This is a genomic window from Furfurilactobacillus milii (genome assembly GCF_021654115.1).
Lineage (GTDB): Bacteria > Bacillota > Bacilli > Lactobacillales > Lactobacillaceae > Furfurilactobacillus > Furfurilactobacillus milii.
In genome coordinates, this window is record NZ_JAIWJF010000001.1 from 281,506 (window position 1) to 305,520 (window position 24,015).

Genomic DNA, 24,015 nt, shown 5'->3' on the forward strand with positions numbered 1-24,015 from the left:
TGCATGACAGTGCCCGCAGACCATGATAAGCAAAACAGCGAAGCCCCTGGAAGATTCTCGGAATTTTTCAGGGGCTATTTATTTGCCAAAAAACAAATAAAGGAGCTGCAATATGAATCAATTTACGAATTTGAATACGTTGACGAACGAAGAGGTTATGCAGTTAATCGAGCAGGCGATTGCCTTTAAACAAGGTAGCGCAGAGATTCCTGAACAAAAACGAACCGTTGCTAATTTGTTTTTCGAAAACTCGACGCGGACTAAAAGTAGTTTTCAGATGGCGGAACTTAAACTGGGTTGGTCTCAAATTCTTGTTGATCCAAGTAGCAGCTCAACAGCAAAAGGTGAAAGTTTGTCGGATACACTCAAAACTTTAGGCGCGATTGGCGTTGATGCTGTCGTTGTTCGCCATCGACAGACGGACTGGTATGAATCCTTGCTACACGATGAATCTGGACTAATGCCGATTTTGATTAACGCCGGGGATGGTTCTGGACAACATCCTTCACAAAGTTTGCTTGACCTCATGACGATCTACGAAGAATTTGGGCATTTCAAAGGATTACATATTCGCATTGTCGGCGATTTGAGCCACTCGCGGGTAGCGCGTTCAAATGCAGAAATCTTGCAACGGTTGGGCGTAACCGTTAGCTTCGCCGGCCCGGCTAGTTGGTATCCGGCCGATTTCAATCAGTTTGGCCAGCGTGTAGAGCTTGATGATGATCTATCAACAATCGATGTGATGATGATGCTCAGAGTTCAACACGAACGGTTGTCGGAAGCTGCCGATGAGCAGTTTGACTCGGCATCTTATCATGAAGCTTACGGCCTTACGGTAGCTCGATATGAACGTTTGGCACCGCAAGCGATTATTATGCATCCGGCGCCTGTGAACCGTGGTGTGGAAATTGCGGATAGTTTGGTTGAATCACCGAAATCACGGATCTTTAAGCAAATGGCAAACGGTGTCTTTGCACGGATGGCCATCTTGACAAGTGTCACGGAGGCCAAACATGCGGTTACTAATTAAGAACGCCACAATCATTGATGAAACGGGAGCAGAGGATCGCCGAAATGTCCTAGTTCAAGGTGGCAAAGTAGTGGCAATTACGGACCATGATCTTGATGCAAACGATGAGGAGCACGTTATTGACGCACAGGGAGCGCTACTGATGCCCGGTTTAATTGACGTTCATGTTCATTTTCGTGAACCAGGATTCGAGGACAAAGAAACGATTGCCACGGGGAGTCGAGCTGCTGCACGAGGTGGTTTCACGACTGTGTTGGCGATGCCGAACTTAAATCCAGTGCCAGTAACAGCTGCATTATTACAACAACAATTGCGTCGTAACGAAGAATCAGGATTGATTCACGTGAAACAATACGGCGCCATTTCCGCTAATCTGACGGACGAGACGGTGAGTCCTATCAAAGAACTGGCAGCGGCTGGGGCCATTGGTTTTACGAATGATGGCAAGGGGGTTCAAAGTGCCGCCACAATGTTGGCTGCGATGAAAGCTGCTAAGGCTGCTAACCGGCCACTCGTTGCCCACCTTGAAGATCAATCGTTGATGAATGGTGGCGTGATGAATAAGGGCGGACGGGCAGACCAATTGGGATTGCCCGGCGCAGATCCACTAGCAGAAACGTCTCAACTGGCGCGTGACCTGGTGTTAGCACAGGCGACTGGCGTTCATTACCACGTTGCCCACCTTTCAACGAAGGTTGGTGTGGAACTCGTCCGGGTTGCCAAGGCGATGGGAGTGCATGTGACTGCTGAAGTTTCACCTCATCACCTATTGCTGGATGAGACGGACATTCAATCTGCTACGCAAACGAACTTAAAGATGAATCCGCCATTACGTACACCGGCTGACCGTGAGGCGGTTATCGCTGGCTTGTTGGATGGCACGATTGATATGGTGGCGACTGATCATGCGCCACATAGTGTGGCGGACAAACGTGGTGATTTTCGCACCGCAGCGTTTGGTATAACAGGATTGGAAACGTGTTTCCCACTGATTTACACCCACTTCATTGAGAGCGGCTTGGCTACCATGGCGCAGTTACAACAGTGGCTAGTGAAGGCACCTGCATCAGCATTTGATTTAGATGCACCAACGGTCCTGAAAGTTGGGATGAAAGCTGATTTAGCGATGTTTGATATTACACATCAGCACACTATCGAAGCCAATGAGTTTGCGTCTAAAGCGGTTAACAGTCCGTTTGTCGGCCAGACAGTGACAGGGATGACGCTATTAACGATGGTCGATGGTGAAATTGTGTATGACGCGACGACTGATAACACAGGAGGTCATGATGACAACGAATAAACGGGCACTGGTGTTAGAAAATGGATCAGTTTATTGGGGAGAAGGCTTTGGTGCAGACCGTGATGCGATTGGCGAGCTGGTGTTCAATACGGGCATGACCGGTTATCAGGAATCTCTAACAGATTTGTCCTACCGCGGGCAATTACTGACGTTCACGTATCCACTAATTGGCAATTATGGTATTAACGCGGTCGATTTCGAATCGCTAAAACCGGCTGCCAGTGCGGTAATCGTTCACGAGGTCGCCACCCAGCCATCTAATTGGCGAGCCACGCAATCATTACCAGAATGGGCACAAACGATGGAGTTACCGGGGCTAACCGGTGTCGATACACGGACGCTGACGAAAGAAATTCGCTCACTTGGCACAGTGAGGGCGGCGCTGGTTGATGCGCCATCAGATGACATTTTTGAAAAATTGAAGTTGTTTGAACAACCTGACTTAGTTGAAGAGGCCACCACAAAATCAGTTTACGTCGCGCCGAATACAGGCTTGAACGTTGCCTTAATTGACTTTGGTATGAAAAATTCAATCCTTCGTGCATTAGCCAAACGGCAAATAAATGTCACTGTGTTCCCGGCAGATACAGAGGCTGAAACGATTTTGAACACGCATCCTGATGGCGTTTTGCTCTCAAACGGGCCTGGCGATCCACGGACAATGACGTCTTGCTTGACGCAAATTAGAATACTCGAAACGCGCGTGCCGTTGATGGGGATTTGCCTAGGCCATCAATTATTCGCGTTAGCCAATGGTGCCGAAACATTCAAAATGCATGAAGGTCATCGTGGCTTCAATCATGCAGTGAAAAATCTAAAGACGGGACACCTTGCTTTTACCTCGCAGAATCACGGCTACGCGGTAGATGCTGCATCAGTGACTGGTACTTCACTGGTAGTTACGCATGAGGAAGTCAACGATCATACCGTTGAAGGATTGCGGTTAACGGGCCGGTCCGCGTTTTCCGTTCAATTTCATCCAGATGCAGCGCCTGGTCCACACGATGCTGAAGACCTGTTTGGCCATTTTGTTGATTTAATGACGCAGAAAGGAGCTCCTCAACATGCCTAAACGGACAGATATTCATAAAATTATGGTTATTGGCTCGGGCCCGATTGTGATTGGGCAAGCAGCCGAGTTTGATTATTCCGGCACGCAGGCGACGATGGCATTACGCGAAGAGGGGTATGAGGTCGTACTGGTAAATTCAAATCCAGCGACGATTATGACCGATCCGGAGATTGCCGATAAAGTCTATTTGGAACCACTGACGTTACCGTTTTTAAAACAGATCATTCGTCAGGAACGGCCGCAAGCAATTCTGCCAACACTTGGTGGACAAACGGGTCTGAACATGGCCAAAGCGTTGGATGAAGACGGCATTCTGGCTGCATTAAACATCGAATTGCTGGGCACTAAGCTCACGGCTATCGAGCAAGCCGAGGATCGTGAGCAGTTTAAAGAACTCATGGCCAAATTGAATGAGCCGGTACCTGCTTCGAAAACGGTCACGGAATTAGCGCCGGCATTGGCGTTTGCAAAACAAATTGGTTATCCCGTCATCGTGCGGCCAGCGTACACACTTGGTGGCACCGGTGGCGGGATCGCCAATGATGAGGATGAGTTGCGGACAATCGCTGCAAATGGACTGGAATTATCCCCGGTAACACAGGTGCTCATTGAACGGTCAATTGCCGGTTACAAGGAGATCGAGTTTGAAGTAATGCGTGACCATGCGGACACTGCACTCATTGTGGCATCTATGGAAAACGTTGATCCCGTGGGTGTTCACACCGGTGATTCGATTGTTGTCTCGCCGGTGCAAACATTGTCTGATCGTGATTATCAAATGATGCGTGACTCAGCGCTAAAGATTATTCGGGCCCTTAATATCGAGGGTGGCGTCAATATTCAGATGGCACTTGATCCAAACAGTGATCATTACGACATTATTGAAGTGAATCCACGGGTGTCCCGCTCATCAGCGCTGGCTTCCAAGGCCACGGGTTATCCCATTGCAAAAATGGCCGCTAAAATCGCGGTCGGGTTGAATCTAGATGAAATTAAAAATCCGGTGACGAACAAAACTGTGGCCGCGTTCGAACCTGCAATGGACTATGTAGTGGTTAAAATTCCCCGCTGGCCGTTTGATAAATTCCCATTAGCTGACCGTCAATTAGGGACTCAAATGAAGGCCACCGGTGAAGTGATGGCAATTGGTAGGAACTTCGAAGAAGCACTTAATAAAGCAGTACGATCATTAGAGATCGGTGTTACAGACCTAAGAGAGTTGCGCTTTGAGCAGGTTACCACACCACTCTTGTTAGCGAGTTTAATGCCTGCGCGGGACGATCGACTATTCAGAGTAGCGGAATTACTGCGACGAAATGTGTCACGTGAAACAATTCATGGCAAAACGAAAATTGACATGTTTTTCTTGAGTAAAATTCAGCATGTTGTAGACCTTGAACAGTTGTTGGTTGATCACATTGGCGATGAAACCACGCTACGTCTCGCCAAACAAAACGGGATTAGCGATGCACTAATTGCATCACTATGGGACTGGTCGTTTGACCAAGTTCGCAGTTGGCGAGAAGAACATCAAGTTACCGTCAGCTACAACATGGTTGATACTGTCGCAGCAGAGTTTGATTCGCAAACACCTTATTATTACGCAACGTATGATGGTGCCAATGAAGCCGTGAAGAGTGGCCGGACGTCCGTTCTGGTGCTAGGTTCCGGTCCCATTCGAATTGGGCAAGGAGTGGAATTTGATTACGCCACTGTCCACGCGGTTAAGGCAATTCAGCGTGCCAGCTACGAGGCGATTATCATGAACTCTAATCCAGAAACAGTTTCGACAGACTTCTCAATTTCGGACAAACTGTACTTTGAACCCTTAACGCTGGAAGACGTCTTGAACGTGGTGGCACAAGAACAACCGCTGGGCGTCATGGTTCAGTTTGGCGGGCAAACGGCAATCAATTTAGCTCAAGGATTGGCTGACCATGGCATCAAAGTTTTGGGCACCAGCGTGTCTGACATGAACCGGGCGGAGGACAGACAGGCGTTTGACGACGTGATTAAAAAGCTGCAGTTGCCGCAACCGGTGGGAATGACAGCGACAACGGTAAATGGTGCGGTCAGTGCAGCCAGTGAGATTGGCTACCCCGTGCTGATTCGGCCGTCGTATGTTTTAGGTGGCCGAGCGATGGAAATTGTTGCCGATGAATCGGAACTGCGCGACTACATGGTTCGAGCGGTGCAGGTTTCAAACGACCACCCGGTACTGATTGATTCGTACTTAGAGGGCACTGAGGCAGAATTGGATGTCATTTCAGATGGGGACACTGTTGTTATTCCCGGACTGATGGAACACATTGAGCGGGCTGGCGTGCACTCCGGCGATTCGATGGCCGTTTATCCGCCACAACATTTGAGTGAGCACGTGAAACAGTCGATGGTGAAAGCCGCCATCGATCTGACCAAGTCCTTAAATGTGTGCGGCATGATGAACGTGCAGTTTGTGATTCACGACAATAAAGCCTATGTGATTGAGGTCAATCCACGTGCCTCACGGACGGTTCCGTTCATTGCCAAAGTGACGCATACACCAATTGCGCAGTTGGCGGCACGCGTAATGCTTGGCGATAAGTTGGCTGACCTCGGTTTCGAAACGGGATTGTTGCCTAACAGTAGTCAGGTTGCGGTAAAAGCACCAATCTTTTCCTTTACCAAACTGCCAGATGTTGACGCATTGCTGGGACCTGAAATGAAGTCAACGGGTGAAGTTATGGGAATGGCACCAACGTTTGAAAAAGCGCTATACAAGGCTTTTGTGGCAGCAGGAATTCAGGTGCCAACGTTCGGCCGGGTGCTGATTACCGTTGCCGATCGTGATAAACAGGAAGCATTGGCACTTGCCCGTCGTTTGACAGACCTCGGCTATGATCTGGTTGCTACAAGCGGAACCGGCGCAATGCTTGAACAAGCAGGTATCAAAGCTGATGTACTCGGTAAGGTATCCGAGTCTGACAACAACGCTGTAACCGCCATCCACGCCGGAAAACTGCAGATGGTGATCAATACTTCGAGATTAGATGAGTCTGCTCAAAGCGATAGCCTCCAGATTCGTGAAGCCGCAATCGCTAACGATGTGCCGTTATTTACGGTGCTGGATACGGTGGCAGCATTGCTGACGGTGTTGGAGTCGCGGAGTTTGGGCGTAGCGGCGATGTAAAAATAACAAAATTTCTCATCATTGATTTGCGTTTTACAATCAATGATGTTTTTTTATTCAGTTATACGCAAATAAAAATATTAATAGATCGAAAATGTATTGGTTCTGAGCAAAAAGTTCTTATTGTAAGGTTTAGTGAATGTAATAAAATGTAACTGTACAGCAATGAAAACGTTTGCGGAGGGATACGTGATGGATAAATCAAAACCATATGGAATTGGCCTAGATATTGGTACAAATTCTGTCGGGTTCGTGGCGACTGATGCTGAGGGACACCTTATCCGATTGAAAGGAAAGACAGTTATTGGAGCGTACCTGTTTAATGCTGGAATATCGGCAGCGGAAAGACGGGGGTTTCGGACGACAAGACGTCGACTGTCGAGAGTTAAATGGCGCCTAGGACTTCTTCGAGAAATATTTGAGACTCATTTTCAGGAAAGTATGGGAGAAAATGAGGATAATGATTTCTTTTTACGTTTCAAATACTCGAATATTTCACCTAAAGACCCACAATTTTCGACGGCTAAAGGTTTGTTTAATGATCGAACGGATAAGGAATTTTATGATCAGTATCCGACTATTTATCATTTGCGACGTGCTTTGATGACTGAAGATCGTCAATTTGATATTCGGGAAATATACATCGCAATGCATCACATTGTTAAATATCGTGGTCATTTTTTGAAAGAAGGACGTGCCAAAGACTTTAAGGTTGGAGATTTAAGACTGCTGGATAATTTCAAAATGATGAACGAGCAAATTGAAGAAATTAATCCTTTGTGGCAGTTGAAATTACCAACTGATGACACCTCTATTGAGTCGATAACCGCTACTTTACTGGACAATACTCAGAGCCAAAATGATCGTCAAAAAGCAGTGACGAAAGTAATTCTGGCAACACTTATTAAGACGAGTGACAAAGACATTAACGCTGCACGTAAACGGTTTGTTGGCGAATTGAGTAAGGCTATGGTTGGTCTTAAAACAAAACTTTGGGTTCTTGCAGATGTTTCGCAGAATGGTGATTGGGAAATTAAGTATGAAAACTACGCTGACTTTGCGGAAACAATCGGTTCCGGTGAAAGTGACACCATTCAAAGTTTTTTTAACGAGATCAATGATCTATATGGGGTTATTACGTTGGCTGGCATTATTCCCAAAGAAGCTGAGTCATTTTCTGACGGAATGGTTCGCAAGTATGAACATCATCGTAAAAATCTAGAACTGTTAAAAGCTTATTGTGCGGAACAATCAGATGGTAAACGGGGACGACAGATTCGTCAGACTTATGATAAATATATTGATGGGGTAGATAGCAAACAGTTTACGCAGGAAGACTTTTATAAGGCATTAGGCAAGTTCACTGCGAAGGATGAAGCGACTAGTGAAAATGCCAAATTAATTGCTCAGGAAATTGCAGTTGGAACTTTCATGCCTAAGCTGCGAACAAAGGCTAATGGAACCATCCCACATCAATTGCACCAAAAAGAACTGGATGCAATTATTGAAAATCAAAAAAAGTATTACCCATGGCTTGGTGAAGTAAATCCCGTTGAGAGTCATCGTCGCGCATTGCCATACAAATTGGATGAATTAGTCAGTTTTAGGATTCCGTATTATGTTGGACCAATGGTTACGCCAACAAAGGGAGATCCAGAAAAAAGTAAATTTGCTTGGATGGTTCGAAAAGAACCGGGTACCATCACACCATGGAATTTTGATCAAAAAGTAGATCGATCCGCGTCTGGTGAAGCGTTTATTCAACGAATGAAAACGACTGATACATTTTTAATTGGCGAAGATGTATTGCCACAAAAAAGTCTGTTGTATCAAAAATTTGAAGTACTAAATGAATTAAACAAAATTATGATAAACGGCAAGCCAATTTGCAGAGAACAGAAACAGCGTCTTTTCAAACAACTGTTTATGCAATATAAGACTGTGACAGTGAAGAAAGTTCAACAAAATTTAATTGCGAATGGTGAAGAATCTGAAAATGTGCCAATTACTGGCTTGTCAGATTCTTTACGGTTTAATAGTTCATTCAGCACTTATATCGATTACAAAGATATTTTGGGTACAGATGCTGTTAACGATAACGCAAAGCAAAGCGATATTGAGCAGATAATTGCATGGTCCACAATTTTTGAAGATGCATCCATTTTCCGAGAGAAGTTAAATGATATTAGTTGGCTTAATGACGATCAACGCAATAAGCTCAGTCATAAACGTTATCGCGGTTGGGGTCGTCATTCTCGCAAATTGTTAGCTGGTCTTCATGACGGAGAAGGCCAGACTATCATCGAACGGCTATGGAACACAAATGACAACTTCATGCAGATTCAAAACGATAGTGAAATAGCGCGTCAAATTACCGAAGCAAACTCAAGCAAGATGGCAACCGCTGAGGGAACAGACGAAATTATTGATGGCTTCTACACTTCGCCTGAAAACAAGAAGGCCCTGCGTGAAGTAATGAAAGTTGTGAAGGATATTCAACGTGCGCATCATGGCCAGGCACCTGCTTGGGTCTATATTGAAAGTCCCCGAGAGGCGCCAAGACCCGGCCAGCGGACAGTTAGTCGAGAGCAACAGTTAACAGATTTGTATGAGGGTGCAGCCAAGGAAATCGTTGATGATGCCGTTTTAAATGAACTAAAAGACAAGATTAAATCCAAAGAAAACTTTACGGATAAATTAGTTTTGTATTTCTTGCAAAATGGACATGATATTTATTCGAATGACAGTATCAACATTGATAACCTTAATGCATATGATATCGATCATGTTTTGCCGCAAAGTTTGATAAAAGATGATAGCCTAGATAATCGGGTTCTCACGACTCATGAAAGAAATCTTAAAAAATCTAATCGGTTTGCTACAGAGCTGTTTGCCGATCAAAGGAAAAAATGGGAAAAATGGCATCGATTAGGATTGATTTCGTCACGTAAATTAAAACATTTAACTATGCAGCCCAATTCAGTAGAAAAATTTGCACCTGGCTTTATTGCACGTCAACTCACTGAAACGAGGCAAATAATTCATTTAACGGCGAATGTACTTTCAAATTTATATCAAGAAAATGACACTAAAATCGTTATGATTAAGGCGGGATTAAACTCGGAGTTTAGGCGTACATTTGATTTTCCAAAGAATCGTAGTGCAAATGATTACCACCATGCCTTTGATGCATTTTTAACGGCCAAAATTGGACGTTACTTATTAGCGAGATATCCAAAATTAGAACCCTTTTTTGTTTATGGAAACTTCGTTAAGAATCCTAAAGCAATGAAGCGATTAAGTAGTTTTGATTTCATTGCTCAGTTAGCTGCTAAAACTGATGATACTAGTCATATAGATCAACGCAGTTTAAAACAAGTTCCAGTTGTTAATGAAGAAACAGGGGAAATTATTTGGGATAAGGATATTGAACTTGCTGAACTGGACAAGACGTATAACTACAAAACTATGTTGGTGAAACGTGCTCAGACTGAAAATAATGCTCAAATGTTCAAACAAACAGTTTTTAAGGCTCGTGACAATCAAAATAAAACGCTAATTCCTGTCAAAAATGGATTATCTACTGACATTTATGGTGGTCATTCACAACAGGCGATTTCTTACTTATGTATCGTTTGGGTTGGAAAAAAGAAAAAATATCGCGTTTTGGGAATTAGTACCGCCCATGCAGGCATATTGAACAATTTCGAAAAAAAATACGGCCGGTTTGAAGCGAAAAAGAAACTACAAGAAATTGTCTCTAATACACTAGATAATGCGGACAGAAACGATTTTAAGATAGTTGCTCCTAAAGTTTTGTTTGAACAAGTGGTTGAGGACGATAACATGAAGTTTGGGTTGGGTAGTGCTAGTGACTATAGAAATGTTCAACAGTTGTTTTTATCCCGAAAAAATCAGTTGCTATTGGCTAATATGATGACTGACCAAATACACGACCAAGATTTAGTCCACCTTTTTGACGAAATAGTTGGTCAAATGAATGCGCATTTTCCCATTTTTGATCGCGGAGGCTATCGAAGTTCATTGACCCAATCTCGTGATAAATTTTTGAAATTACCTTTTAAAAAGAGTGAGGATTTGATCACGAAACAAGAGGTTATTCGAAGAATTTTAGATGGATTACATGCTAATGCAAATCGTAAAGATCTTAAAATCATTGGTAGTAAAGGTGATTTTGGGAGATTGGGAACAAAGAAAATCTACTTATCGAAAGATGCGAAGCTTATTTACACCTCACCAACAGGTCTTTTTACTCGCACTGTTCCACTCAGTTCTTTGTAAAACTAAAGGGCGCCATCGAATTTGAACTCGATGACGCCCTTTTACTATGTACGGTCCGAATAGCGGACCCAAAGATTTAAACTTGGCTCGAAAGCCTTGCTTGATTTTAACGCTGTATGTCAGATCAATAGGGTCAAAAGTTGAGGTATGTCGGTCTCAACAACAAAAATATAGCACATAATTTTTCGAACTACAAGGAGGAACATATATGGGGTGGCGTAACGTGGTTATCACACAACATTCAAAGTTATCTTTATCAGCTAACAATCTTGTTGTGCAGACGAATCAGAATGTTTATCGAATACCAATTGATGACATTGACGTGTTACTAATTAGCACTACTCAAGCGGTCATTACAACTGCAGTGATTGCTGCACTGGCAAGTACACACGCTAAAATAATTTTTTCTGGAAAAGACGGCCAACCGGTTGGCGAATTTTGGGGAACTCAAGCACGTAAACGAACAGCTGACTCAATTACAAATCAAGTGAACTGGGGGACTGATAGGTGTCAGCGACTTTGGACAAATGTCGTACAGGCCAAGATAACAAGTCAAATGCAGGCGTTAGATAATACGGGAATAGATACAACGCCCTTGGTAGACGAACTAGATCAGCTGGAAGTAGGAGACATCACTAATCGTGAAGCAGTGGCGGCGCATAAGTATTTTCCACTGCTATTTGGCAACAAATTTTCTCGTCGGCAGTTGGATTCTACAAATGCGGCACTAAACTATGGCTATGCAATTTTATTGTCATTAGTAGACCGTGAAATTGTTAGCAACGGTTACTTAACTTGTATTGGTATGCATCATCGAAGTGATGAGAATCCGTATAACCTGGGATCAGACTTGATGGAACCTTTTCGTCCGATCGTTGATTACTGGTTGAGTCAGCAGAAATTTAATGAGTTAACACCAGATGTGAAGTTCGGCTTGGTACAGCTTCTGGATTTAGAAATTCATTTTAATGGGAAAACGATGCTGGTACGAAATGCTTTAAGCGAGCACGTTCGCAACTGTGTGAATTACCTAACTGGCGATGTAGAAAAAGTTGAAATCGATGTGGAGGTTCCAAATGAGGTATCGAGTCATGCGATTAATGGTCATGTTTGATTTACCAATGGATACAACTGAAGATCGCCGAAATTATCGGCACTTTCGGAAGGCGCTGATTAACGAAGGATTTTTGATGATTCAATATTCAATATATGTGCGTGTTTGTGTTACACGGCAGTCGGCCGAATTGATGGAAAAAAGGATTGCAATGGTGACACCAGTACAAGGTATCGTTCAGACTTTAATGGTCACCGAAAAACAATATCAAGCGATGAATTTTCTCGTTGGTTCTCCAAAAGAAGATTTGCGAAATTCAGCTGAAAGGACGTTAATTATATGAACTTGGCTTTTGCATCTTTTAAACCCTTTACTTTGAAGGACAGTACTATTTCAGTAATTGATGTTGCCAGTCCAAACTTATATTTAAAACTGATTCAAAGTTTTAGGGATGAAATCGATTTTGTCCATGTTAGCGATAAGGAATGGAAATTGCTACCAGTGACAAAGCTTTGTGAGTGGACAGGCGATTTAATGCTAGATGTGGATCTCGATAAACTATTATTACGAAAGGTACTACTGCATTTTGGAACAGTTATTGGGGATGAGTGGTCAATCATGGCCGATGAAGCTAGGCAACTGAATACGCATGTGCTTGAAGCCAGTTATTTAATGGATTTGCCTTTGGAAGTTAAACCGATACTCGATGTCGAAACAGTGTTGAAGAATACAGGATTATCGTTTTCCGATGACGTGTCTAAGGATCCATATGCTAAAATAGAAGCGTTAATTAAAAGTTTTTCTGAAATTAATGAGCATCGAATTATTGTTCAAACTAATCTGAGCCATTATCTCAATGTCACCCAGTTTTGTCAGCTGGAGGAGTTAGTGGAAACGATGGGGACCCAATTGCTTCTAATAGAATTCTCAGACCGCGACCGTCACGAGTTGTTTAAGAAATGCGATTATACCTTCATTGATGCCGATTTTGTTGATTGGCGTAGTTAACAAGGTTAAAAAGGTGTGATAGAAAAACGGTTTTAGATGTATGTCAGATCAATAGGGTTAAGAACGATTTCATTTCTTTTGAGACAGCCGAAACAGTTTTAGATGTATGTCAGATCAATAGGGTTAAGAACTTTTTATAAAACAGTTTGGCCGAATACCAAGTTTTAGATGTATGTCAGATCAATAGGGTTAAGAACGTAAAATACGTCGTTTCTAATGATTGGCTTGTTTTAGATGTATGTCAGATCAATAGGGTTAAGAACGAATATTTTGCGTAAATGCCCTCCCGTTCTGTTTTAGATGTATGTCAGATCAATAGGGTTAAGAACTACAGCCGTCATTTCGCTGTTAACAGCTTTGTTTTAGATGTATGTCAGATCAATAGGGTTAAGAACCTGCCAAACAGTGGGCTGATCAGGGCATACGTTTTAGATGTATGTCAGATCAATAGGGTTAAGAACTGGCGTTGAACTTTGACCAACTAAGACTAGGTTTTAGATGTATGTCAGATCAATAGGGTTAAGAACGATGCGGTCGGGATTCAAGCCATATCAGCAGTTTTAGATGTATGTCAGATCAATAGGGTTAAGAACACTATCAGGTGCCGATCCATTAAGTGCTATGTTTTAGATGTATGTCAGATCAATAGGGTTAAGAACCGAATTGATAATGAGGTAAAGCAACGGGGAGTTTTAGATGTATGTCAGATCAATAGGGTTAAGAACGACGGTAACAAGTCACTTGCTATAACAGCTGTTTTAGATGTATGTCAGATCAATAGGGTTAAGAACTTATAATTTCAACTTTGCTAGTAATGTCGCGTTTTAGATGTATGTCAGATCAATAGGGTTAAGAACCCGGTGATGCTATCTCGTGCCATCCATATAGTTTTAGATGTATGTCAGATCAATAGGGTTAAGAACTTGCGGCCTGTGCGGCCATCTGTTCAGCCTGTTTTAGATGTATGTCAGATCAATAGGGTTAAGAACTCCGGCATGTGGGTTAATAGTAGCCAGGGAGTTTTAGATGTATGTCAGATCAATAGGGTTAAGAACCAAGCTGGTTGGATTAATCTTGACGGCAGTGTTTTAGATGTATATCAGATCAATAGGGTTAAGAACATTCGAACCACCATTTAAGTACACCAGTCAGTTTTAGATGTATGTCAGATCAATAGGGTTAAGAACTACAAATTAGAAACGGATTTCGTGAAAGAGGTTTTAGATGTATGTCAGATCAATAGGGTTAAGAACTCCCACGTCCTGTTAACCAACGTTGAGCCGGTTTTAGATGTATGTCAGATCAATAGGGTTAAGAACGCGAATTGTTGCAAGTTAGCACGAGAGGGCGTTTTAGATGTATGTCAGATCAATAGGGTTAAGAACTGATGGTAGTCACTATATCATCACACACGAGTTTTAGATGTATGTCAGATCAATAGGGTTAAGAACCCCGCCTAGCAACGTTTGTCATCGCTAGGCGTTTTAGATGTATGTCAGATCAATAGGGTTAAGAACGTGAGAATCAATAAACATATCCGCAATCATGTTTTAGATGTATGTCAGATCAATAGGGTTAAGAACAAAAACTTCCGTTACCGATAGCACTCCGAAGTTTTAGATGTATGTCAGATCAATAGGGTTAAGAACTTGGACGAGAAGTTATTTGCTCGCTTCATGGTTTTAGATGTATATCAGATCATCAAGAGGGTTAAGAAAAGGGGGGTAATACGAGGTTGTTTTAGATGTATATTAGGTTCGCAGGTGAAAAAATCAAGCTATCAAATGACTACAAATTTTTACGCTTATGGAAAATCTAATGGAGTAATGAAACAAAATCATTAGTTTAATTACTATGTTTGATCAAATTTTTGGTTAGATAAAGGTATAAAATGAATATAGAGGCTTCATGTTTATGATGCCCTTACATTAAATCTAGCAATTTGGACGATAGATGATATATCGTGTTACAGGTTTTAGATGTATGTCAGATCAATAGGGTTAAAGTTTTGCTAGGTTAAGAGGCGTTCGAAAAAAGAAATTTCGAACGCTTTTTTATTTGAAATGAATTTTGATTTAAGTAAAGTTCATTAGTTAAATTGTCTGGTGATTTTTTTGCTTTTTTAGATAGCTAGTATTAAAAGGGTATGCGAAAATGTTTTTTTACTTCGTTTTTTTGAAATATTCGATATCGATTTGTGATGTGAGATAAATTCTGCTAGCGGATTGTTGAGTTAGCGTGCTTAAAACCTGGCAATCATCTTTGCCCAATAATTCACAATTGTGGCACTCTCCAATAAATAAAGTTACAATCAGAGATAGATCAATAACATATCATTGTTACAGGGGCGATATTATGAGAAAGGCTTTCATTTATTTGTCGACTGATGGTAGTTCTACTTCTTTAGAAATTAATGAATTCATCCTGAAGTTTTTTATTAATCACGCAAACGTCATCAATTTGGTGATTGGTTTTTCGGCATTCGATGACGCGCATTATTTGAGTACTGAAGGGAAAAAAGACAATTATAATACTAACCTTCTATCGCGTGCAGATTTGGTTATTTTAGAAGATTCATATATAGACGCAAATATTGCTGGCCTACACGAGCTGGCAAAAGGGTTGTATAAAAGTACAATCTTGTTAAATCGTTTTGGTCTGAATTCGGGAATTTTAGATCTGGGAGACCTAGATTTAAATTTTGAATATAAAGACAAACGTGATTTATTAAAAATTATGAGGAGAATCGTTAAAGAAAATAATTTGAATTCTTGAGAATAGAAAAGTGAACTTTATGGCCTTCATAAAGGGTTTCAATGTATTGTATGTCTCAGTTGTTACTAGTACTGTTTTATCTCGCCGATAACACCAACCCGCCAATAGTCAGCACGATTCCGACAATCATCGCCGGTGTAATTGGTTCCTTCAGTATGAGCCACGCGGCGATTACCGTGACGACGGGGACGAGGTACAGGTAGATGCTGGCCTGTACAGGACCGAGTTTTTGCACGACAAAGGTCCATAGCAGAAAACATAGCGCGGAGGCGCCCAACCCTAAGAACACAATGTTGGCCAGGTTTAGTGGTTCTGCTAGGGTGGAAAGATTAATGCTGCCGTGGGTCAGCCAGAAAATCGGCAGAATGAAAATGATACCGTACATAAATGTGCGTCGCGTCATTTGAAACGAATTGTAGTGAAAAGTGTTCATGCGTGTCACAATATATGAATACAATGCCCAAACGACGGCCGCTAATAATGCCAATATATCACCAATGATGCCGCCATGACCGCTGCCACCGGTTCCATTAAATGAAATGAGTGCGATGCCGGCGATTGCCAACACGAAACCGGCCATGAAACTACCTGATAATCGTTTGTGATCAAGCACAGCGGACAAAATGGCGATGAAGAGCGGAGAAATGGAGACGATGACCCCAATGTTGGCAGCCAGCGTGTATGTTAGTGCTAGATTTTCGCACAAGTAATAAAGTGAAATTCCTAGCAAACCGGCAAGTGCAAACGTGCCTTCACGTTTCCACGACGTAAACTTAAAAATTTTCGGATAAATGAGGAATAATGCGATTGCGCCAATGATAAAACGAATGAGTAAAATTTCTACCGGCTGAAAACTGCGTAACAGTACTTTTGTTGAAATAAACGTTGTACCCCACAGAAAAATGGTAATGAGTGCCCCAATATGGCCACTTAATGATGATGTCTTTTTCATGATGCCCGCCTTTTACACTGATATTATTCAACGCTATCATGCTGTTGCTACAATTGTAAACACCGTTTGGGAACATTGCGTCTTTCTCTCTCACTAGAAAACGTTTACAATAAGAAATATAGCGTTATGCAACAATACGCTTTTATTAATACTTAAAAGGAGCAGTCATTATATGAGTTCAGACAAGGATTTAACAGTTAGAGCAAACGCAAAGCAATACATAGATGATTTATACAACCAGTTGATTGTTCGTAAAGATCAGTCGTCGGAATTACGGGACATCACAGATGTGTTATTACAGTCATACAAGAAAATGGATGATGTCAAAAATCCCGAAGCACTGGTTAACAGACTCGTCAACTATATTAGAAGTCAGGCGCTGAAGGCTAAGATTCATTTCCCATCCGACCAAGAAAATCTGGTTATTGAACTGGAGACGATTGGTCAAAAGGCAGGGCTAAATGGCGTCTACATGGCAGATTACTCTGACAAATCACAATTCTACAGCCTGTTAGAAAAGATTCCTAAGCGGTAAAAAGTAATTTTGAGACATAAAAATAGTGGTCATCCAACATTTTGGATGATCACTATTTTCAGTTACTACTCAAATTTAATGTATCTTGTTAAAACTTATTTAGCGTCGTAAGCTGCTTGGAAGATCTTGATGATATCTTCTTTAGTACCCTTACGAGGGTTGGAGAAAGCGTTCCCATCCTTCAAGGCGTTTTCGGCCATCAATTCAAAGTCTTCAGGTTTTGCACCAATTTCCTTGATGGACTTTGGAATACCAACATCTTGTGACATTTGCTTCATGGCCTTGATGGACAATTCAGCGGCGTCACGAGTTGACAAACCATCAGTGTTTTCGCCCATGATCTTAGCTAATTCAGCAAAGCGTTCTGGGTCAGCAACGATATTGTATTCTTCAACGTAAGGCAATAGCAATGCACAGCAGACACCATGTGGGGCGTCATATTGACCACCAAGTTGGTGAGCCATGGCGTGAACGTAACCTAAGTTAGCATTGTTGAAGGCCATTCCGGCTAACATTTCAGCTTCAACCATCTTAGTACGAGCTTCCAGGTTGTGACCATTTGCAACGGCTTCACGTAAGGAAGTTTCGATCAATTTGATCGCTTCGATACATTGTGATTCTGTGATTGGGTTGTGGTCAACGGAAACGTAAGGTTCGATGGATTGAACGAAGGCATCCATCCCAGTTGCGGCAGTTAAACCGGCTGGTACGTCCAACATCAGAGTTGGGTCGTTGAAGGAAACCAACGGAATGTTACGCCATGAAACAACAACGAACTTCAAGTGTGTTTCTTCGTTCGTGATAACGGCGTGACGGGTCAATTCTGAACCAGTTCCGGCAGTCGTGTTAACGGCAATCAATGGTGGTAAAGCCTTGTCCAAGGTTTCAATACCGGCCAACTTAGTAATGTCGTCACCGTTTGTCAGGATGATACCGGCACCTTTACCAGTATCATGAGCAGAACCACCACCGACAGTGATGATTGAGTCGGCACCAGATTCTTCATATAACTTCTTAACTTCTTTAATATTACGGATCTTCGGGTTTGGTTCAACATTGTTGTAAACAACGTAATCAACGCCAGCTTTGTCCAATGAAGCCAAAGTTTGTTGAACGGCACCATCTTTCAAACCTTCCAAAAACTTGTCAGTGACGATAACAGGTTTCTTCATGCCTAACATCTTGGCACGGTCACCAATCTTTTCAATGACACCAGGGCCAAAGAAATTAACACTTGGCATTAAGAAATCGTAACTACGTTCAGCCATAACTGAAAAACCTTCTTTCATTATTTGTGAAAACATTTAACAACTCATTCACAAATAAACTATAACTATAAAAATTACAATTATCAAGACCATTTTTAACGATTCACAAACTCGATTATTTCAAGGGTTATATGCTAGTTATTGCCTTGCTGTTTTCACGGAATCGCTTTCATAGATAATAAACAAAATTCACAAGCGTGACTATTTATTTGTTGCGTAATTTAACTGTTAACAAACAATACACATTTGAAATAGTGGCGCTATTTTTAAGAAACGAGCTGTTTGAGACCTCTTAATGTTGAAATGATTTGGTATTTTGCTGGTCGTAAAATCTTGGTAAATTCACCAATTTCTTCCGCTGGATAACCATTAAATCCTTTTTTGAACTCAAACACGCCATCAGAGCCATCGAACTCACCGGCAATACCGAGAAAATTGTAGGTTTGGATGTGTTGGTTGATTGCTTTGTGCATCATGGCATCTTGAATGAGAAATGGGCCACGAAACATCTTGAATTCTTCGTTTGTGTAACTGAAAACATAGTCCATTTCTTGTGGTTGGCTGATAAACATTGCGCCGGCGATATTTAACGTCGTGCCATATTCGTCAGCAAACATTTTAGCCTGGGCGATTTTTCGGGTGTGATTGTTTGATTGCCGTTTGAGTTCAGCAATCTTGGCTTCATTGTAGCCTTTACGCTTGGCGGTCAGTTCTCTTATTTGTGCATCGTTGTGCGTGATTTTTTTCTGATAAATGGCAATATAATTGTCCAAATTCAGTTCAGCTACGACAAACTGGACGCGGTTGCCATACGTTTCAAAAGCATCTTGGTAATAAGCGAGTGACTTGTCTTTAAAGTGCAGTCGATCAGCCGTTTTATTGGTGTTGTATTTAAATTCACTGAGTTCATCAAACGGAATTTGTCGGAGGGTGACGCCAAACTCTTTGGCCTTATTAAGGTTATAGCGTGCTTTAGAACTGTAACTTTTGGTCAAGGTATCAGCGTTCAAGTGACTTAGATCCTTTTTATAAACGTAGTGATTAGCATGTGCAGCGGTCTTATACCCAACTGACTTGAAGTCAGCGTAACGGTAGCCGATTTCGGAGAGTGCTTGCGTTAGTGCTTCATTTTGCGAATCAATGATTGTGCCGTCGTTATCCAGAACGTGACAGTCTAGATTCGGCACGAGTTTCAATTCGAGTCCTTGATGCTGAAAGGCATATTGCTCCAAGTCGGCAAGAAAGACGCGTAGTCGGGCGACACTGACTTTATTTGGTGCAATCACTGGTCCACCGTATACTTCGAACCGATAACCGAAATGAATTTTTCGACCAACCAATAGTGCGGCCATAACTAATTCATTGTCTTCATATAGGCCACGAAACGTGGTGAGGTTATGTGCCCGTAATAAGAGTCGTTGTTGCCAGATGGTTTGATAAAAATTCCCGGTGGGACAATGTTGTTCAAACGACATAAATTCGGTAGGATCGATTTCTTTTACAGTTAACATAGGCAAACCTCCATCAAATCAAGATTAGATTCACTATCGGGGTTCGACCTTTAAATGGCCTTAAAGTTGATTATTAAAACGGTAACAGGAAATTTTTTTAAGAAAGTTATCAGTAGTTTTAAAAGATGGTGACCTAACTATGCCCCGGAAATATTAATACTGTTATTTATTGAAATGAAAACGTTTTTAATGCGAGCGCTGTTTGCTGCGGTTTAGCATGTGTCTGAAAAGACGATTGTTAAACATATCTGACAAATGGGGTGCGAAAAATGAAACAATTTAAAGTTGATGAGGCTTTTGTCGATCAGTTAACACTGGCTGAAAAGGCCGCCCTAGTTTCTGGTAAAGATTTTTGGTACACCGCTGGCGTTCAGCGGCTCAATGTTGGGCGGATGATGATGACTGACGGGCCTTCTGGATTGCGCAAACAGGAAGAAGGAACTGATGCGACGGGCGTCAATAAGAGTGTAACGGCCGTTAATTTTCCTGGGTCGGCGTTGGCCGCTAGTACGTTTGACCGCGAGATGATGCATGACACCGGTAAAGCGCTCGGCACTGCCGCCAGTCACGAGCAGATTAGCCTATTGCTAGGGCCAGGGATGAATATCAAACGAAGTCCGTTGGCTGGCCGCAACTTTGAATACTTCTCTGAAGATCCATATTTGACGGGAGAAATAGCGGCTGCGTATGTGCGGGGTGTTCAAGAGATGGGCGTGGGTGTCAGCATCAAACACTTTGCGGCCAATAATCGTGAAAGCCAACGTTTTACCAACTCCTCCAACATGAGCGAACGGGTACTGCGAGAAATTTACCTCGCGGCGTTTGAAAAAGTCGTGGTCGATGTGCATCCAGCTAGTGTAATGGTGTCGTATAACGCCATTAATGGGACATTAAACTCCCAAAATCAGTGGTTGTTAACAGACGTTTTGCGGCACGAGTGGGGATTCGATGGCCTAATTCTGTCAGATTGGGGTGCTGTGGTTGACCAAGTGGCGGCATTGAGAGCTGGCTTGAATCTAGAGATGCCAGGGCACTCACCAGAATCAGAAGATGCTGTAATTAATGGTGTCAAAAGTGGTGAGCTAAGCATGGCAACGTTGAATCGGGCAGTGCTGTACGTCTTAAAAACCGTTGAGAAATGGGGCAGTACTCAAGAAGTCTCGCCGTATCCGATGGATGAACAACATACTAAGGCCCGTGAAGCAGCTGACGATGGGCTCATTTTGTTAAAGAACGAGTCGGCCATGCTGCCGATCAAACCGCAAGATCGGCTAGCCATCGTCGGTGCGTTTGCTAACCAACCGCGTTATCAAGGCAGTGGTAGTTCCCACGTGAATGCTTATCAGGTCGTCACACCATTGGATGCCGCCCGTGCATTGCCAAACGACATCTCTTATGCGCCCGGGTACGCAATTGACGGCGATGACGCAGACCAATCCATGATCGATGAAGCGGTGGCCAATGCGCAAAGTGCAGATAAAGTCGTGTTCTTTGCCGGTTTTCCAGAATCCATGGAATCTGAGGGATTCGATAAAACGACGATGTCCTTGCCGGAAGCACAAGTAAAGTTACTTAACCAGATTTTGAGCGTCAACCCACATGTCGTTGTTGTACTTCAAAACGGGTCTGTTGTTGAAATGCCGTGGGCCGATCAGGTACCCGCTATTTTGGAAACTTATTTAGCTGGTGAAGCGGTTGGCGAGGCAACTTGGGATATTTTATCCGGAGCAGTGAACCCATCTGGTAAATTAGCGGAAACCTTTCCGTTAAAGCTAGCGGACAATCCAACCTATGGCACGTTTGCGCGGAGCTACAGTGAGGAAAACTATCATGAAGGGCTATTTGTCGGTTATCGCTATTATGACGTAAAACAACAGCCAGTCAGATTTGCGTTTGGGCACGGTCTTAGCTACACGACTTTTAAGTACTCTGGATTGAAGGTCGTAGACCAAGGCGATTCAGTTGCCGTGACATTTAAGCTCACGAACACTGGCAAACGAAGTGGTCGCGAAGCTGTTCAAGTTTATGTTGCCAATCATGCCAGCACCGTTGAAATGCCTATTAAAACGCTGGCAGGGTTTGAAAAAACAACGCTGGCCGCTGGTGAAAGTCAGTTAGTCAGCATAACGTTGCCACGTCGTGCGTTCAGTTGGTATGACGAAAGTAAGCCAGGGTGGCGGGTCGACAATGGCAGTTACGACATTCTGGTCGGCTCTGCCTCAGATGACATCCGCCTACAAAAGACGATTTGGTTGAACTGGGCTGCCGCACAGGACCGGGTAACATTAGATAGTTACATCAATGACGTGATGGATGATTCGTCACTGGCCCCAGCTGCTGCTAAGTCAGGATTAGATGCCGTGTTTGAAAAGTTGCGGGCTGCTGGTCCAGGAGCAGCATTTCTGATGAATATGCCAATACGGCAGGTACTGACACTCGGCGCTACAGATGATCAATTATCGCAATTTTTGAAGCTTGCTAATCGTTCAACCCACAGTAAAAGGGAGTGATTCTGATGGCAAAAAAGAAAACGAAATTTGATTTTGATCCCGTCATTTCTGCACTTGGCGGGCGGGATAACGTGATGTCGGTCTCAGCGACGACAGATTTAATGAAAATCACCACGAAGATCAAACTGACGGATGAGCAAGTTGCAGCGTTAAGAGCAATCCCCGTCTGGGACGATGTTAGCCTTAAGGGCCCGGACCTAAAGTTGGTACCGAATGACGACATTGAATTTGACGATTATGGCAGCCAGCTGACACAAACGTTAACGGGAAATAACGCTAATATTAAAACGAAAAATGTGGTTGGCCGAGTGCTCGACTTTGTTTCTCAAATATTCATTCCAATTATTCCGATGTTTGCTGGTTCCGGTATTCTGCGTGGTTTACTGGTTCTCTCAACTGAACTCCATTGGCTAAGCGCGAATAGTAGTACTTACCACATTCTGTATGCGGCTTCTAATGCAGTATTCTACTTTCTGCCAATCCTGCTGGCATTTTCAGCAGGACGAGCTTTCAAGGTTGACCAGATTAGTAGTGCTGTGATCGTAGCGGCATTGATGGAGCCAAATATTGTCAATCTCCTTCACCACGGTGCGACCACCGGGATAGCACACTTCTTTACCATTCCGGTGGTTCTGCAGCAATATTCTTCAACCGTGATTCCTGCATTCTTAGCAATTTGGTTATATAGCTATGTTGAGAAGGGTCTCAAACGTATTATCACGCCTAACTTGCAAGTCATTTTTGTTCCGTTACTAGCGTTAGTCGTCGTTGTGCCTTTGGTTCTGATTGTTGTAGGTCCAATCGGCATTTACCTGGGGCAAGGATTAGCCGCAGTTATGGCTTGGCTGGTAAAGGCAAACTCCACGATTACTGGAGCAGTGATCGGTGGATTGTGGCCGGTCTTTGTTATCTTTGGCCTGCATTGGTCAATTCTTCCGATTATCTGGCAAAACTTGGCCAGTGCTGGCCACGATTTCATCATTCCGATGGCAGCCACCTCTAACTTTGGTATTGCCGGTGCCGCAATGGGTGTACTGATTCGAGCACGGATGGCTAAAACACGCTCTCTGGCTAGTTCAGGTTTGATCTCACTGCTAGTAGCCGGAATTGGTGAGCCAACTATTTGGGGATTTGCCATTCCAATGCGTCGTCCATTTATCGCAGCCTGTTTAGGTGGTGCGACTGGCGGCGCTGTTATCGGATTTTTCCACGTTGATGGCGTCGCTGCAGTTTTCGGTGCTTTGACTACGCTCCCCGGTTTTGCTACACCAACCTTCATTTGGTACATCGTTGGCATTTCAGTGGCTTTTATTGTCAGCACCTTATTGACGGTAATCTTTGGCTTCGATGAGACGGAACTAGGCGTTAACAAATAGGCAATAGCGCGAAATGTTCTGTGTTGGGTTGGTATATTTCCTGGGAAATAATTAAAAGTGCCAGTTGAATGCTGGCGCTTTTTTCATGTTTGCAGCGCCGCAATAGAATGCCCAAAAAGTACGAGAAAGTGAGCAATAACCACTGACAAA

At 43.0% G+C, this 24,015-nt stretch carries 15 protein-coding genes and 1 CRISPR repeat array; of the genes, 12 read left to right on the top strand and 3 right to left on the bottom strand.

What is annotated here, in order from left to right; all coding sequences use genetic code 11:
- The first annotated feature begins 112 nt into the window (after positions 1-112).
- The 9 genes from LDK34_RS01205 to LDK34_RS01245 all read left to right on the top strand — a co-directional run bounded on the left by LDK34_RS01205 (position 113) and on the right by LDK34_RS01245 (position 15,713).
- Entirely contained in the window at positions 113-1,030 is a 918-nt protein-coding gene (locus tag LDK34_RS01205) for an aspartate carbamoyltransferase catalytic subunit (RefSeq protein ID WP_236941240.1), read from the top strand.
- Positions 1,014-2,333 (top strand): dihydroorotase, encoded by a 1,320-nt coding sequence (locus LDK34_RS01210; RefSeq protein ID WP_236941241.1) that lies wholly within the window; start codon positions 1,014-1,016, stop codon positions 2,331-2,333. The genes LDK34_RS01205 and LDK34_RS01210 overlap by 17 nt, the downstream gene beginning before the upstream one ends.
- Positions 2,320-3,405 carry a carbamoyl phosphate synthase small subunit gene (locus LDK34_RS01215; RefSeq protein ID WP_236941242.1) on the top strand — a complete coding sequence of 362 codons (1,086 nt, stop codon included), beginning with the start codon at positions 2,320-2,322 and terminating at the stop codon, positions 3,403-3,405. The genes LDK34_RS01210 and LDK34_RS01215 overlap by 14 nt, the downstream gene beginning before the upstream one ends.
- Positions 3,398-6,574: a carbamoyl-phosphate synthase large subunit gene (gene carB / locus LDK34_RS01220; RefSeq protein ID WP_236941243.1), complete on the top strand. Its 3,177-nt coding sequence runs from the start codon at positions 3,398-3,400 to the stop codon at positions 6,572-6,574. Before LDK34_RS01215 ends, carB begins: the two co-directional genes overlap by 8 nt.
- A gap of 192 nt (positions 6,575-6,766) precedes the next feature.
- The gene (gene cas9, locus LDK34_RS01225) at positions 6,767-10,876 is read left to right on the top strand and encodes a type II CRISPR RNA-guided endonuclease Cas9 (RefSeq protein WP_236941244.1); all 4,110 of its coding nucleotides are present in this window, start codon (positions 6,767-6,769) and stop codon (positions 10,874-10,876) included.
- A gap of 208 nt (positions 10,877-11,084) precedes the next feature.
- Positions 11,085-11,990, top strand: coding sequence for a type II CRISPR-associated endonuclease Cas1 (cas1, locus tag LDK34_RS01230; RefSeq protein ID WP_236941245.1), 906 nt, complete (start codon positions 11,085-11,087; stop codon positions 11,988-11,990).
- Entirely contained in the window at positions 11,968-12,273 is a 306-nt protein-coding gene (gene cas2 / locus LDK34_RS01235; RefSeq protein ID WP_236941246.1) for a CRISPR-associated endonuclease Cas2, read from the top strand. The genes cas1 and cas2 overlap by 23 nt, the downstream gene beginning before the upstream one ends.
- Positions 12,270-12,938 (top strand): type II-A CRISPR-associated protein Csn2, encoded by a 669-nt coding sequence (gene csn2 / locus LDK34_RS01240; protein ID WP_236941247.1) that lies wholly within the window; start codon positions 12,270-12,272, stop codon positions 12,936-12,938. Before cas2 ends, csn2 begins: the two co-directional genes overlap by 4 nt.
- Positions 12,939-12,967: 29 nt before the next feature.
- A CRISPR array of direct repeats spans positions 12,968-14,587; the repeat unit is 36 nt; unit sequence GTTTTAGATGTATGTCAGATCAATAGGGTTAAGAAC.
- 706 nt (positions 14,588-15,293) lie between these two features.
- Positions 15,294-15,713: a hypothetical protein gene (locus tag LDK34_RS01245; protein ID WP_236941248.1), complete on the top strand. Its 420-nt coding sequence runs from the start codon at positions 15,294-15,296 to the stop codon at positions 15,711-15,713.
- 76 nt (positions 15,714-15,789) lie between these two features.
- Here LDK34_RS01245 and LDK34_RS01250 read toward each other — a convergent pair whose 3' ends face one another.
- Entirely contained in the window at positions 15,790-16,665 is an 876-nt protein-coding gene (locus tag LDK34_RS01250; RefSeq protein ID WP_236941249.1) for a DMT family transporter, read from the bottom strand.
- Between the two features lie 172 nt (positions 16,666-16,837).
- On the opposite strand from LDK34_RS01250, the gene LDK34_RS01255 reads away from it, so the two are divergent.
- Positions 16,838-17,200: a bacteriocin immunity protein gene (locus tag LDK34_RS01255; RefSeq protein ID WP_236941250.1), complete on the top strand. Its 363-nt coding sequence runs from the start codon at positions 16,838-16,840 to the stop codon at positions 17,198-17,200.
- A gap of 95 nt (positions 17,201-17,295) precedes the next feature.
- Here the strand turns inward: LDK34_RS01255 and LDK34_RS01260 are convergent, their stop codons facing one another.
- On the bottom strand, positions 17,296-18,468 hold the full coding sequence (locus LDK34_RS01260) for an iron-containing alcohol dehydrogenase (protein WP_236941251.1): 1,173 nt from the start codon (positions 18,466-18,468) through the stop codon (positions 17,296-17,298).
- A 266-nt stretch (positions 18,469-18,734) separates the two neighbouring features.
- Entirely contained in the window at positions 18,735-19,979 is a 1,245-nt protein-coding gene (locus LDK34_RS01265; protein ID WP_236941252.1) for a peptidoglycan bridge formation glycyltransferase FemA/FemB family protein, read from the bottom strand.
- A 269-nt stretch (positions 19,980-20,248) separates the two neighbouring features.
- Here LDK34_RS01265 and LDK34_RS01270 point away from each other — a divergent pair, with 269 nt between their 5' ends.
- Together LDK34_RS01270 and LDK34_RS01275 are read left to right on the top strand one after the other, a co-directional pair.
- On the top strand, positions 20,249-22,489 hold the full coding sequence (locus LDK34_RS01270; protein WP_236941253.1) for a glycoside hydrolase family 3 C-terminal domain-containing protein: 2,241 nt from the start codon (positions 20,249-20,251) through the stop codon (positions 22,487-22,489).
- A 5-nt stretch (positions 22,490-22,494) separates the two neighbouring features.
- On the top strand, positions 22,495-23,865 hold the full coding sequence (locus tag LDK34_RS01275; RefSeq protein WP_236941254.1) for a PTS transporter subunit EIIC: 1,371 nt from the start codon (positions 22,495-22,497) through the stop codon (positions 23,863-23,865).
- Positions 23,866-24,015 lie beyond the last annotated feature (150 nt).

Coding starts and splice junctions, on each gene's coding strand:
- LDK34_RS01205 (WP_236941240.1), top strand. CDS start 113: ATGAATCAATTTACGAATTTGAATACGTTGACGAACGAAGAGGTTATG.
- LDK34_RS01210 (WP_236941241.1), top strand. CDS start 1,014: ATGCGGTTACTAATTAAGAACGCCACAATCATTGATGAAACGGGAGCA.
- LDK34_RS01215 (WP_236941242.1), top strand. CDS start 2,320: ATGACAACGAATAAACGGGCACTGGTGTTAGAAAATGGATCAGTTTAT.
- carB (WP_236941243.1), top strand. CDS start 3,398: ATGCCTAAACGGACAGATATTCATAAAATTATGGTTATTGGCTCGGGC.
- cas9 (WP_236941244.1), top strand. CDS start 6,767: ATGGATAAATCAAAACCATATGGAATTGGCCTAGATATTGGTACAAAT.
- cas1 (WP_236941245.1), top strand. CDS start 11,085: ATGGGGTGGCGTAACGTGGTTATCACACAACATTCAAAGTTATCTTTA.
- cas2 (WP_236941246.1), top strand. CDS start 11,968: ATGCGATTAATGGTCATGTTTGATTTACCAATGGATACAACTGAAGAT.
- csn2 (WP_236941247.1), top strand. CDS start 12,270: ATGAACTTGGCTTTTGCATCTTTTAAACCCTTTACTTTGAAGGACAGT.
- LDK34_RS01245 (WP_236941248.1), top strand. CDS start 15,294: ATGAGAAAGGCTTTCATTTATTTGTCGACTGATGGTAGTTCTACTTCT.
- LDK34_RS01250 (WP_236941249.1), bottom strand. CDS start 16,665: ATGAAAAAGACATCATCATTAAGTGGCCATATTGGGGCACTCATTACC.
- LDK34_RS01255 (WP_236941250.1), top strand. CDS start 16,838: ATGAGTTCAGACAAGGATTTAACAGTTAGAGCAAACGCAAAGCAATAC.
- LDK34_RS01260 (WP_236941251.1), bottom strand. CDS start 18,468: ATGGCTGAACGTAGTTACGATTTCTTAATGCCAAGTGTTAATTTCTTT.
- LDK34_RS01265 (WP_236941252.1), bottom strand. CDS start 19,979: ATGTTAACTGTAAAAGAAATCGATCCTACCGAATTTATGTCGTTTGAA.
- LDK34_RS01270 (WP_236941253.1), top strand. CDS start 20,249: ATGAAACAATTTAAAGTTGATGAGGCTTTTGTCGATCAGTTAACACTG.
- LDK34_RS01275 (WP_236941254.1), top strand. CDS start 22,495: ATGGCAAAAAAGAAAACGAAATTTGATTTTGATCCCGTCATTTCTGCA.